Annotated in this window: 9 protein-coding genes; all 9 read left to right on the forward strand. The window is 52.6% G+C overall.

What is annotated here, in order from left to right; translation table 11 throughout:
• On the forward strand, nucleotides 1-1,140 hold a 1,140-nt coding region (gene tuf / locus ACUTSW_RS24835), incomplete at its 5' end, for an elongation factor Tu (RefSeq protein WP_062791875.1).
• A 258-nt stretch (nucleotides 1,141-1,398) separates the two neighbouring features.
• A complete protein-coding gene (gene secE, locus ACUTSW_RS24840; protein ID WP_006323134.1) occupies nucleotides 1,399-1,782 on the forward strand; it encodes a preprotein translocase subunit SecE in 384 nt (127 codons plus the stop codon).
• A 1-nt stretch (nucleotide 1,783) separates the two neighbouring features.
• Nucleotides 1,784-2,329 carry a transcription termination/antitermination protein NusG gene (nusG, locus tag ACUTSW_RS24845; protein ID WP_004953928.1) on the forward strand — a complete coding sequence of 182 codons (546 nt, stop codon included), beginning with the start codon at nucleotides 1,784-1,786 and terminating at the stop codon, nucleotides 2,327-2,329.
• A gap of 157 nt (nucleotides 2,330-2,486) precedes the next feature.
• Complete coding sequence (gene rplK / locus ACUTSW_RS24850) at nucleotides 2,487-2,915, forward strand: 50S ribosomal protein L11 (RefSeq protein ID WP_006323135.1); 429 nt, start codon at nucleotides 2,487-2,489, stop codon at nucleotides 2,913-2,915.
• 3 nt (nucleotides 2,916-2,918) lie between these two features.
• Complete coding sequence (gene rplA / locus ACUTSW_RS24855; protein WP_004953932.1) at nucleotides 2,919-3,623, forward strand: 50S ribosomal protein L1; 705 nt, start codon at nucleotides 2,919-2,921, stop codon at nucleotides 3,621-3,623.
• Between the two features lie 329 nt (nucleotides 3,624-3,952).
• Nucleotides 3,953-4,450 (forward strand): 50S ribosomal protein L10, encoded by a 498-nt coding sequence (gene rplJ, locus ACUTSW_RS24860; protein ID WP_006323136.1) that lies wholly within the window; start codon nucleotides 3,953-3,955, stop codon nucleotides 4,448-4,450.
• 62 nt (nucleotides 4,451-4,512) lie between these two features.
• The gene (rplL, locus tag ACUTSW_RS24865) at nucleotides 4,513-4,878 is read left to right on the forward strand and encodes a 50S ribosomal protein L7/L12 (protein ID WP_006323137.1); all 366 of its coding nucleotides are present in this window, start codon (nucleotides 4,513-4,515) and stop codon (nucleotides 4,876-4,878) included.
• A gap of 329 nt (nucleotides 4,879-5,207) precedes the next feature.
• Nucleotides 5,208-9,236, forward strand: coding sequence for a DNA-directed RNA polymerase subunit beta (rpoB, locus tag ACUTSW_RS24870; protein ID WP_004953940.1), 4,029 nt, complete (start codon nucleotides 5,208-5,210; stop codon nucleotides 9,234-9,236).
• A gap of 118 nt (nucleotides 9,237-9,354) precedes the next feature.
• Entirely contained in the window at nucleotides 9,355-13,578 is a 4,224-nt protein-coding gene (rpoC, locus tag ACUTSW_RS24875) for a DNA-directed RNA polymerase subunit beta' (protein WP_004953943.1), read from the forward strand.
• Nucleotides 13,579-13,606 lie beyond the last annotated feature (28 nt).

Consider the following 13,606-nt stretch of genomic DNA (forward strand, 5'->3'; position numbering starts at 1 on the left):
GGTACTATCGGCCACGTTGACCACGGTAAAACTACCCTGACTGCAGCAATCACCACCGTTCTGGCTAAAACCTACGGCGGTTCTGCACGTGCTTTCGACCAGATCGATAACGCGCCAGAAGAAAAAGCTCGTGGTATCACCATCAACACTTCTCACGTTGAATATGACACCCCAAGCCGTCACTACGCGCACGTTGACTGCCCAGGGCACGCCGACTACGTTAAAAACATGATCACCGGTGCTGCTCAGATGGACGGCGCAATCCTGGTTGTTGCTGCGACTGACGGCCCAATGCCTCAGACCCGTGAGCACATCCTGCTGGGTCGTCAGGTTGGCGTTCCTTTCATCATCGTATTCATGAACAAATGCGACATGGTTGATGATGAAGAGCTGCTGGAACTGGTAGAAATGGAAGTTCGTGAACTTCTGTCTGCTTACGACTTCCCTGGTGATGACCTGCCGGTTGTTCGTGGTTCAGCGCTGAAAGCACTGGAAGGCGAGCCAGAGTGGGAAGCTAAAATCATCGAGCTGGCCGGTTTCCTGGATTCTTACATCCCAGAACCAGAGCGTGCTATCGACAAGCCGTTCCTGCTGCCAATCGAAGACGTATTCTCCATCTCCGGTCGTGGTACCGTTGTTACCGGTCGTGTTGAGCGCGGTATCGTTAAAGTTGGCGAAGAAGTTGAAATCGTGGGTATCAAAGACACCGTTAAGTCTACCTGTACCGGCGTTGAAATGTTCCGCAAACTGCTGGACGAAGGCCGTGCTGGTGAGAACGTGGGTGTTCTGCTGCGTGGTATCAAGCGCGAAGATATCGAACGTGGTCAGGTTCTGGCTAAACCAGGTTCAATCAAGCCACACACCAAGTTTGACTCAGAAGTGTACATCCTGAGCAAAGAAGAAGGTGGTCGTCATACGCCATTCTTCAAAGGCTACCGTCCACAGTTCTACTTCCGTACAACTGACGTGACCGGTACCATCGAACTGCCAGAAGGCGTAGAGATGGTAATGCCAGGTGACAACGTGAACATGGTTGTAACCCTGATCCACCCAATCGCGATGGACGACGGCCTGCGTTTCGCAATCCGTGAAGGCGGCCGTACTGTTGGCGCTGGTGTTGTTGCTAAAGTTATCGCTTAATCGCTGATAACATTTGACGCGACACGCGGTAAAAGGGCATCATTTGATGCCCTTTTTCTACGCTGTGAACTAGAACCTATCTCATCAGCGATTTTGCAGTCATAATCATTGGTGAGATGGGCTCTTAAACCGTATTGACTGAGATACGTCATAGCGTAAAACACCGAAATGCTGCCGAAGCAGCATCTGATCGGTTTGGTTTGCCTTGCGGTGTGAGGCAAAGTTGTCTGTTCTGAATTCATTGTGACAGGTTGGTTTATGAGTGCGAATACCGAGGCTCAAGGGAGCGGGCGCGGCCTGGAAGCGGCTAAGTGGCTGATCGTCGCCGTTCTGTTGGTTGTGGCTATTGTCGGTAATTATTACTACCGTGATTTCAGTCTGCCATTACGTGCGCTGGCTGTTGTAGTGGTTATCGCCGTTGCAGGCGCAATAGCGCTGATGACCACCAAAGGCAAAGCTACCGTTGCGTTTGCGCGCGAAGCGCGTACTGAAGTGCGCAAAGTGATTTGGCCAACTCGTCAGGAAACGCTACATACCACGTTGATCGTTGCCGCGGTAACTGCCGTGATGTCGCTGATTCTGTGGGGGCTGGATGGTATTCTGGTCCGTCTGGTATCGTTTATTACTGGCCTGAGGTTCTAAAATGTCTGAAGCTCCAAAAAAACGTTGGTACGTCGTTCAGGCGTTTTCCGGTTTTGAAGGTCGCGTTGCGCAATCGCTGCGTGAACATATCAAACTGCACGATATGGAAGAGCTGTTCGGCGAAGTGATGGTCCCTACGGAAGAAGTTGTTGAAATCCGTGGCGGTCAACGTCGTAAAAGCGAACGCAAATTCTTCCCGGGCTATGTGTTGGTTCAGATGGTGATGAATGACGCCAGCTGGCACTTGGTGCGCAGTGTTCCACGCGTAATGGGTTTCATCGGCGGCACCTCTGACCGTCCGGCACCGATCAGCGATAAAGAAGTAGATGCGATTATGAACCGCCTGCAGCAGGTTGGTGATAAGCCGCGTCCTAAAACGCTGTTCGAACCGGGTGAACTGGTCCGCGTTAACGATGGTCCATTCGCTGACTTCAACGGTGTTGTTGAAGAAGTGGACTACGAGAAGAGTCGCCTGAAAGTTTCTGTTTCCATCTTTGGGCGTGCAACGCCGGTGGAACTGGATTTTGCTCAGGTTGAAAAAGGCTGATCAATTAATCAGCAATAAGTGGCTTTTGCCGCTTGTCAGAGGCGCGAAATTGAACTATAATTTCGCGCCTTTTGTTTTTATAGGCCTTGCTCATTGAGCGGGGTGAAACACGGGGAGCCTCTTGTGAGGCGTTATTACCCAAACCGAGGAATTGTAAATGGCCAAGAAAGTACAAGCCTACGTTAAGCTGCAAGTTGCAGCCGGTATGGCGAACCCAAGTCCGCCAGTTGGTCCAGCTCTGGGTCAGCAAGGCGTTAACATCATGGAATTCTGTAAGGCGTTCAATGCTAAGACTGACAGCGTTGAGAAAGGTCTGCCGATTCCGGTTGTTATTACTGTTTATTCTGACCGCTCCTTCACTTTCGTTACCAAAACCCCGCCAGCAGCAGTTCTGCTGAAAAAAGCGGCTGGTATCAAGTCTGGTTCAGGCAAGCCGAACAAAGACAAAGTAGGTAAAGTGACTAGTGCTCAGGTACGTGAAATCGCAGAAACCAAAGCTGCGGACATGACTGGTTCCAACGTTGAAGCGATGACTCGCTCCATCGAAGGTACTGCTCGTTCCATGGGCCTGGTAGTGGAGGATTAAGAAATGGCTAAGCTGACCAAGCGCATGCGCGTGATCCGTGACAAAGTTGATGCTACTAAACAGTATGACATCACCGAAGCTGTTGCTCTGCTGAAAGAGCTGGCCACTGCTAAATTCGTAGAAAGCGTTGACGTTGCTGTTAATCTCGGCATCGACGCTCGTAAATCTGACCAAAACGTTCGTGGCGCTACCGTTCTGCCAAACGGCACCGGTCGTTCTGTTCGCGTTGCCGTATTTGCACAAGGTCCTAACGCTGAAGCAGCTAAAGCTGCTGGCGCAGAGCTGGTAGGTATGGAAGATCTGGCAGACCTGATCAAGAAAGGCGAAATGAACTTCGACGTTGTTATTGCTTCTCCAGATGCAATGCGCGTTGTTGGTCAACTGGGCCAGATCCTGGGTCCACGTGGCCTGATGCCAAACCCGAAAGTGGGTACCGTTACTCCGAACGTTGCTGAAGCAGTGAAAAACGCTAAAGCAGGCCAGGTTCGTTACCGTAACGACAAAAACGGCATCATCCATACCACTATCGGTAAGGTTGATTTCGAGTCAGACAAGCTGAAAGAAAACCTGGAAGCTCTGCTGGTTGCGCTGAAAAAGGCAAAACCATCTCAGGCTAAAGGCGTGTACATCAAGAAAGTTAGCCTCTCCACCACCATGGGTGCTGGCGTTGCTATCGATCAAAGCGGCCTGACTGCTGTAGCGAACTAATCGCCTTGCGATTATCGCTTTGACTTGGGGTTAAGATTTGTCTAGAATCTTATCCCCCAAGGTTTCGCTATTGGTAATGGCCATCAGCGGAACAAAGATTTTTCGGTTGGAGCCTGGCCTATCCAGGCCTCCGTCCAAGACCGCAGGTGTATCGAAAGATACTTAATCCTTCCTGCGTAGACGGTGACAGAGCCTAAAGAAAATTTTAAATTGTCTTTGCTGGATTCTGCTCACCGTGTTTGAACGCTCTCACCGAGTGATTTATCACCAGGTGTAGAGTGATGTGAGTGCCGGGATTTCCCCCGGCTAAATCCAGGAGCAAAAAGCTAATGGCATTAAATCTTCAAGACAAACAAGCGATTGTTGCTGAAGTCAACGAAGTAGCCAAAGGCGCGCTGTCTGCGGTTGTTGCGGATTCCCGTGGCGTTACCGTTGATAAAATGACTGAACTGCGTAAAGCAGGTCGTGAAGCTGGCGTTTACATGCGTGTTGTTCGTAACACCCTGATGCGTCGCGTAGTTGAAGGCACTCCGTTCGAATGCCTGAAAGACACGTTTGTCGGTCCTACCTTGATTGCATTTTCTCATGAACACCCGGGCGCTGCTGCTCGTCTGTTCAAAGATTTCGCGAAAGCGAATGCAAAGTTCGAGATTAAAGCTGCGGCCTTTGAAGGTGAGCTGATCCCTGCGGCACAAATTGACCGCTTGGCAACTCTGCCTACTTACGATGAAGCAATCGCACGCCTGATGGCAACCATGAAAGAAGCCGCTGCTGGCAAATTGGTTCGCACTCTGGCTGCACTGCGCGATCAGAAAGAAGCGGCATAAGCCCTCTCTCTTATCCGTTGCTTACGTATTTAAACTATTTCTGAATTTTAGGAACTTTTGTTATGTCTATCACTAAAGACCAAATTATCGAAGGCGTTGCAGCTCTGTCTGTAATGGAAATCGTTGAACTGATCGCCGCTATGGAAGAGAAGTTCGGTGTTTCTGCTGCTGCTGTAGCTGCAGGTCCTGCTGCTGCTGCTGAAGTTGTTGAAGAAAAAACTGAATTCGACGTTGTTCTGTCTGCTATCGGCGGCAACAAGGTTGCAGTTATCAAAGCAGTACGTGGCGCAACCGGTCTGGGCCTGAAAGAAGCCAAAGACCTGGTAGAGTCTGCTCCAGCAGTACTGAAAGAAGGCATCAGCAAAGACGACGCTGAAGCACTGAAAAAAGCTCTGGAAGAAGCTGGCGCTTCTGTTGAAGTTAAGTAAGTTTAACTTCTCAGAGTGCAGTCTGACTTAACAGACTGATGGCTGGTGACTTTTTGGTCGCCAGCCTTTTTGCGCTGTAGGGCGTCAGTAGAGTTTCACACTGTTTGGCTACTGGCTAACCCCAATATTTCTTTCTATCGACGACTTAATATATTGCCCTCCCTGCAGCAGCCGAATCTGCCGCATAGCGCGATGAAATGATTTAAGCGTGATAGAAACGAGTATTGCGGAAAGTGTTCCCGCTTTCCGATCCACAAAATGGTGTTGCATGAACCGTCCTCTATCCGGACGGACAGATTGGGTCACTGATCAGCGAGCTGAGGAACCCTATGGTTTACTCCTATACCGAGAAAAAACGTATTCGTAAGGATTTTGGTAAGCGTCCACAAGTTCTGGACATACCATATCTCCTTTCTATCCAGCTTGACTCGTTCCAGAAGTTTATCGAGCAAGACCCAGAAGGGCAGTACGGCCTTGAAGCCGCATTCCGTTCTGTTTTCCCTATCCAGAGCTACAGTGGCAATTCGGAGCTGCAATACGTTAGCTACCGTCTTGGTGAGCCGGTGTTCGACGTCAAAGAGTGCCAGATCCGTGGTGTGACGTATTCTGCACCGCTGCGCGTAAAACTGCGCCTGGTAATCTATGAGCGCGAAGCTCCGGAAGGTACGGTCAAAGACATCAAGGAACAAGAAGTCTATATGGGCGAAATTCCGCTCATGACCGAAAACGGTACCTTTGTGATCAACGGTACTGAGAGGGTTATCGTATCTCAGCTTCACCGTAGTCCTGGCGTATTCTTTGACAGCGATAAGGGTAAAACCCACTCCTCGGGTAAAGTGCTGTACAACGCACGTATCATCCCTTACCGCGGTTCATGGTTGGATTTCGAGTTTGACCCGAAAGACAACCTGTTCGTGCGTATTGACCGTCGCCGTAAACTGCCTGCGACCATCATTCTGCGCGCGCTGCAATTCACCACTGAGCAGATCCTTGACCTGTTCTTTGCGAAAGTTGTGTTCGAGATCCGTGATAACAAGCTGCAGATGGAGCTGGTTCCAGAACGTCTGCGTGGTGAAACTGCTTCGTTTGATATCGAAGCCAACGGCAAGATCTACATTGAGAAAGGCCGTCGTATCACCGCTCGTCATATCCGTCAGCTCGAAAAAGACGAAATTCAGAGTATTGAAGTACCGGTTGAGTACATTGCGGGCAAAGTGGTCGCGAAGGACTATATCGATACCAATACCGGTGAGCTTATCTGCGCAGCCAACATGGAGCTGTCGCTGGATTTGCTGGCCAAACTGAGCCAGTCAGGCCACAAACGTATTGAAACGCTGTTCACCAACGATCTGGATCACGGTGCGTATATCTCTGAGACTCTACGTGTCGACCCAACCAGCGATCGTCTGAGCGCACTGGTAGAAATCTACCGCATGATGCGCCCTGGTGAGCCGCCAACGCGCGAAGCTGCCGAAAGCCTGTTCGAGAACCTGTTCTTCTCTGAAGACCGCTACGATTTGTCTGCGGTTGGCCGTATGAAGTTCAACCGTTCTCTGCTGCGCGACGAGATCGAAGGTTCGGGTATCCTGAGCAAAGACGACATCATTGAAGTGATGAAGAAGCTCATCGATATCCGTAACGGTAAAGGCGAAGTGGACGATATCGACCACTTGGGCAACCGTCGTATCCGTTCCGTCGGCGAAATGGCTGAGAACCAGTTCCGTGTAGGCCTGGTGCGTGTTGAGCGTGCGGTTAAAGAACGTCTGTCGCTGGGCGATCTGGACACCCTGATGCCTCAGGACATGATCAACGCCAAGCCGATTTCGGCTGCGGTGAAAGAGTTCTTCGGCTCCAGCCAACTGTCTCAATTTATGGACCAGAACAACCCGTTGTCCGAGATTACGCACAAACGTCGTATCTCTGCATTGGGCCCAGGCGGTCTGACCCGTGAACGCGCCGGCTTCGAAGTTCGAGACGTACACCCGACTCACTATGGTCGCGTGTGTCCAATCGAAACGCCGGAAGGTCCAAACATCGGTCTGATCAACTCCTTGTCCGTGTACGCACAGACCAACGAGTATGGCTTCCTGGAAACCCCGTACCGCCGCGTGCGTGACGGTCTGGTTACCGATGAAATCAACTACCTGTCTGCTATTGAAGAAGGCAACTTCGTTATCGCTCAGGCGAACTCCAACCTGGATGATGACGGCCGCTTCGAAGAAGACCTGGTCACCTGTCGTAGCAAAGGCGAATCAAGCCTGTTTAGCCGCGATCAGGTTGACTATATGGACGTATCGACCCAGCAGGTTGTCTCCGTTGGTGCTTCACTGATTCCATTCCTGGAACACGATGACGCCAACCGTGCATTGATGGGTGCGAACATGCAACGTCAGGCGGTTCCGACTCTGCGTGCTGACAAGCCGCTGGTAGGTACCGGTATGGAACGTGCGGTTGCGGTTGACTCCGGTGTTACTGCCGTAGCCAAACGTGGCGGCGTGATCCAGTACGTGGATGCTTCCCGTATCGTTATCAAAGTTAACGAAGACGAGATGCTCGCGGGCGAAGCAGGTATCGATATTTATAACCTGACCAAGTACACCCGTTCTAACCAGAACACCTGCATCAACCAGATGCCGTGTGTGAACCTGGGTGAGCCAATCGAGCGCGGCGACGTGCTGGCAGATGGCCCGTCCACGGATCTGGGTGAACTGGCGCTGGGCCAGAACATGCGCGTGGCGTTCATGCCGTGGAACGGCTACAACTTCGAAGACTCCATCTTGGTGTCCGAGCGTGTGGTTCAGGAAGATCGCTTCACGACCATCCACATCCAGGAACTGGCGTGCGTGTCTCGCGACACCAAGTTGGGGCCTGAAGAGATCACTGCCGACATCCCTAACGTGGGTGAAGCTGCGCTCTCCAAACTGGATGAATCCGGTATCGTGTATATCGGTGCTGAAGTGACCGGTGGCGACATTCTGGTAGGTAAGGTAACGCCGAAAGGTGAAACCCAGCTGACGCCAGAAGAGAAGCTGCTGCGCGCGATCTTCGGTGAGAAAGCGTCTGACGTTAAAGACTCTTCTCTGCGTGTACCAAACGGCGTTTCCGGTACGGTTATCGACGTGCAGGTCTTCACCCGCGATGGCGTGGACAAAGACAAGCGTGCGTTGGAAATCGAAGAAATGCAGCTGAAGCAGGCGAAGAAAGACCTGACTGAAGAACTGCAAATCCTGGAAGCTGGCCTGTTTGCACGTATCCATGCGGTGCTGGTTGCCGGTGGCGTTGAAGCTGAGAAGCTGAGCAAGCTGCCACGCGATCGCTGGCTGGAACTGGGCCTGACCGACGAAGAGAAGCAAAACCAGCTGGAACAGCTGGCAGAGCAGTACGACGAGCTGAAATCCGACTTCGAGAAGAAGCTGGACGCCAAGCGTCGTAAGATCACCCAAGGCGACGATCTGGCACCAGGCGTGCTGAAAATCGTCAAGGTTTATCTGGCCGTTAAGCGTCAGATTCAACCGGGTGACAAGATGGCAGGCCGCCACGGTAACAAGGGTGTTATCTCCAAGATCAACCCGATCGAAGATATGCCTTACGATGAAAACGGCACGCCGGTTGACATCGTACTGAACCCGCTGGGCGTACCATCACGTATGAACATCGGTCAGATCCTGGAAACCCACCTGGGTATGGCTGCGAAAGGCATTGGTGAGAAGATCAACCAAATGCTGAAGCAGCATCAGGAAGTGGCCAAGCTGCGTGAGTTCATTCAGAAGGCTTACGATCTGGGCGACAATGTCTGCCAGAAAGTTGACCTGAACACTTTCACCGACGACGAAGTATTGCGTCTGGCAGAGAACCTGAAAAAAGGTATGCCAATCGCCACGCCGGTGTTTGATGGTGCGAAAGAGAGTGAAATCAAGCAACTGCTGGAAATGGGCGGAATCCCAACCTCTGGTCAGATTACGCTGTTCGATGGCCGTACCGGTGAGCAGTTCGAGCGCCAGGTTACCGTTGGCTATATGTACATGCTGAAACTGAACCACTTGGTTGACGATAAAATGCACGCCCGTTCAACCGGTTCGTACAGCTTGGTTACTCAGCAGCCGCTGGGTGGTAAGGCGCAGTTCGGTGGTCAACGCTTCGGTGAGATGGAAGTGTGGGCACTGGAAGCATACGGCGCAGCTTATACCCTGCAGGAAATGCTCACCGTTAAGTCGGATGACGTTAACGGCCGTACCAAGATGTACAAAAACATCGTGGATGGCGATCACCGCATGGAACCAGGCATGCCGGAGTCCTTCAACGTACTGTTGAAAGAAATCCGCTCGCTCGGTATCAACATCGAACTGGAAGACGAGTAATCGTTTTTCCGGCTCAGGCTCCCGGCCTTAGGGAGCCTGAGGGTGGTTGTTCAGGTCACACGGGCGCGCGATTTGTCAGCGTGCGCCCAACAGGTTTAACTCCGACAGGAGCCAATCCGTGAAAGACTTATTGAAGTTTCTGAAAGCGCAAACTAAGACCGAAGAGTTTGATGCGATCAAGATTGCTCTGGCATCGCCAGATATGATCCGTTCGTGGTCGTTCGGTGAAGTTAAGAAGCCGGAAACCATTAACTACCGTACGTTCAAACCAGAACGTGACGGCCTTTTCTGCGCCCGTATCTTTGGGCCGGTAAAAGACTATGAGTGCCTGTGCGGTAAGTACAAGCGCTTAAAACACCGCGGCGTGATCTGTGAGAAGTGCGGCGTTGAAGTGACCCAGACCAAAGTGCGCCGTGAGCGCATGGGCCACATCGAGCTGGCTTCACCGACTGCGCACATCTGGTTCCTGAAATCGCTGCCTTCGCGCATCGGTTTGCTGCTGGATATGCCGCTGCGTGACATCGAACGTGTACTGTACTTCGAATCCTATGTGGTTGTTGAAGGCGGTATGACCAACCTCGAGCGTCGTCAGATCCTGACTGAAGAGCAGTATCTGGATGCGCTGGAAGAGTTCGGTGACGAATTCGACGCCAAGATGGGTGCGGAAGCCATTCAGGCCCTGTTGAAAAACATGGATCTGGAAGCGGAATGCGAGCAGCTGCGTGAAGAGCTGAACGAAACCAACTCCGAAACCAAGCGTAAGAAGCTGACCAAGCGTATCAAGCTGCTGGAAGCGTTCGTGCAGTCTGGCAACAAGCCAGAGTGGATGATCCTGACCGTGCTGCCGGTACTGCCGCCGGATCTGCGTCCGCTGGTTCCGCTGGATGGTGGCCGTTTCGCGACTTCAGATCTGAACGATCTGTACCGCCGCGTTATCAACCGTAACAACCGTCTGAAACGCCTGCTGGATCTGGCCGCGCCTGACATCATCGTGCGCAACGAAAAGCGTATGCTGCAAGAAGCGGTAGATGCCCTGCTGGATAACGGCCGTCGCGGTCGTGCGATCACCGGTTCCAACAAACGTCCTCTGAAATCTTTGGCCGACATGATCAAAGGTAAGCAGGGTCGTTTCCGTCAGAACCTGTTGGGTAAACGTGTTGACTACTCCGGTCGTTCTGTAATCACCGTAGGTCCATACCTGCGTCTGCATCAGTGCGGTCTGCCTAAGAAAATGGCGCTGGAGCTGTTCAAACCGTTCATCTACGGCAAGCTGGAACTGCGTGGCCTGGCCACGACCATCAAAGCCGCCAAGAAAATGGTTGAGCGCGAAGAAGCTGTCGTTTGGGACATCCTGGACGAAGTTATCCGCGAACACCCGGTACTGCTGAACCGTGCACCAACCCTGCACCGTTTGGGTATCCAGGCGTTTGAACCGGTTCTGATCGAAGGCAAGGCAATCCAGCTGCACCCGCTGGTTTGTGCGGCATACAACGCCGACTTCGATGGTGACCAAATGGCTGTACACGTACCGTTGACGCTGGAAGCCCAGTTGGAAGCGCGTGCGTTGATGATGTCTACCAACAACATCCTGTCACCTGCGAACGGCGAGCCAATCATCGTTCCTTCTCAGGACGTTGTACTGGGTCTGTACTACATGACCCGTGACTGTGTTAACGCCAAAGGCGAAGGCATGGTGCTGAGCGGCCCGAAAGAAGCGGAACGTATTTACCGCGCCGGTCTGGCCTCTCTGCATGCGCGTGTCAAAGTGCGTATCACTGAAGAGATCAAAAACACCGAAGGCGAGTCTGTACATCAGACTTCGATCGTCGACACTACCGTTGGCCGCGCCATCCTGTGGATGATCGTGCCAAAAGGTCTGCCGTACGCGATCGTTAACCAGCCTTTGGGCAAGAAAGCGATCTCCAAGATGCTGAACACTTGTTACCGCATCCTGGGCCTGAAGCCGACCGTTATCTTTGCCGACCAGATCATGTATACCGGTTTTGCCTATGCAGCCCGTTCAGGCGCTTCAGTAGGTATCGATGACATGGTTATCCCGGCCAAGAAAGCGGAGATCATCGAAGAAGCGGAAACCGAAGTTGCCGAGATCCAGGAGCAGTTCCAGTCTGGTTTGGTAACCGCCGGTGAACGTTACAACAAAGTGATCGATATCTGGGCTGCGGCGAACGAACGTGTTGCTAAAGCGATGATGGAAAACCTGTCGGTTGAAGACGTGGTTAACCGTGACGGCGTTGTGGAACAGCAAGTTTCCTTCAACAGCATCTTTATGATGGCCGACTCCGGTGCGCGTGGTTCCGCCGCTCAGATTCGTCAGCTGGCCGGTATGCGTGGTCTGATGGCGAAGCCGGACGGTTCCATCATCGAAACGCCAATCACCGCGAACTTCCGTGAAGGTCTGAACGTACTCCAGTACTTCATCTCCACTCACGGTGCTCGTAAAGGTTTGGCGGATACCGCACTGAAAACGGCTAACTCCGGTTATCTGACCCGTCGTCTGGTTGACGTGGCGCAGGATCTGGTGGTTACCGAAGACGACTGTGGTACTCACAACGGCATCACGATGACTCCGGTTATCGAAGGTGGCGACGTTAAAGAGCCACTGCGTGAACGCGTTCTGGGCCGTGTAACTGCAGAAGATGTCATCAAGCCGGGTACGGCGGACATTCTGGTTCCACGCAACACGCTGCTGCATGAGAAGACCTGTGACCTGTTGGAAGAGAACTCTGTCGACAGCGTTAAAGTCCGTTCCGTAGTTAGCTGTGAAACCGACTTTGGTGTGTGTGCAAACTGCTATGGTCGCGACCTGGCACGTGGTCACATCATCAACAAAGGCGAAGCTATCGGCGTTATCGCGGCACAGTCAATCGGTGAGCCGGGTACACAGCTGACGATGCGTACGTTCCACATCGGTGGTGCGGCATCTCGTGCGGCTGCTGAATCCAGCATCCAGGTGAAAAACAAGGGTACTCTGAAGCTGAGCAATGTGAAGTTCGTTATGAACGCCACAGGCAAGCTGGTGATCACCTCTCGTAACACCGAACTGAAGTTGATCGACGAATTCGGCCGTACCAAAGAACGCTATAAAGTGCCTTACGGTTCTGTCATGGGCAAAGGTGACGGTGCAGAAGTTAACGGCGGCGAAACCGTTGCTAACTGGGATCCGCACACCATGCCAGTTATCACCGAAGTGAGTGGTTTCATCCGCTTCGCTGATATGGTTGACGGCCAGACCATTACTCGCCAGACCGACGAACTGACCGGTTTGTCTTCTCTGGTCGTTCTGGACAGCGCAGAGCGTACCGGTAGCGGTAAAGACCTGCGTCCGGCACTGAAAATCGTTGATGCCAAAGGCGACGACGTATTGATCCCAGGTACTGATATGCCTGCTCAATACTTCCTGCCGGGTAAAGCGATTGTGCAGTTGGAAGACGGCATTCAGATCGGTGCGGGTGATACCCTGGCGCGTATTCCTCAGGAATCCGGCGGTACCAAGGATATTACCGGTGGTCTGCCACGCGTTGCGGATCTGTTCGAAGCACGTCGTCCGAAAGAGCCGGCAATCCTGGCTGAAATCAGCGGGATTATCTCGTTCGGTAAAGAGACCAAAGGCAAACGTCGCCTGGTAATCTCTCCGCTGGACGGCAGCGACGCATACGAAGAGATGATTCCAAAATGGCGTCAGCTCAACGTGTTTGAAGGCGAAATTGTGGAGCGTGGCGACGTTGTTTCTGACGGCCCAGAGTCTCCGCACGACATTCTGCGTCTGCGTGGTGTGCATGCGGTTACCCGCTACATCACCAACGAAGTGCAGGAAGTTTACCGTCTGCAAGGCGTTAAGATTAACGATAAACACATCGAAGTTATCGTTCGTCAGATGCTGCGTAAAGGCACCATCGTTAGTGCTGGTAGCACCGAGTTCCTGGAAGGCGAGCAGGCTGAAGTGTCTCGCGTTAAGATTGCCAACCGTCAACTTGCTGCTGCAGGCAAAATCGAGGCAACCTTCTCACGCGATCTGCTGGGTATCACCAAGGCTTCCTTGGCGACCGAGTCCTTCATCTCCGCAGCATCGTTCCAGGAAACGACGCGCGTTCTGACCGAAGCGGCTGTTGCCGGTAAGCGTGATGAACTGCGCGGCCTGAAAGAGAACGTCATCGTGGGCCGTCTGATCCCAGCCGGTACCGGTTACGCTTATCACCAGGATCGTATGCGCCGTAAAGCACAGGGTGAAGTGCCGGTTGTTCCGCAGGTAAGCGCGGAAGAAGCGACAGCTAACCTGGCTGAATTGCTGAACGCTGGTAACCTGGGCGGTAACGACGAGTAATCGTTGATATGCCTTAGGGGCCGGTATG

It is taken from the genome of Serratia sp. TSA_198.1 (genome assembly GCF_052686505.1).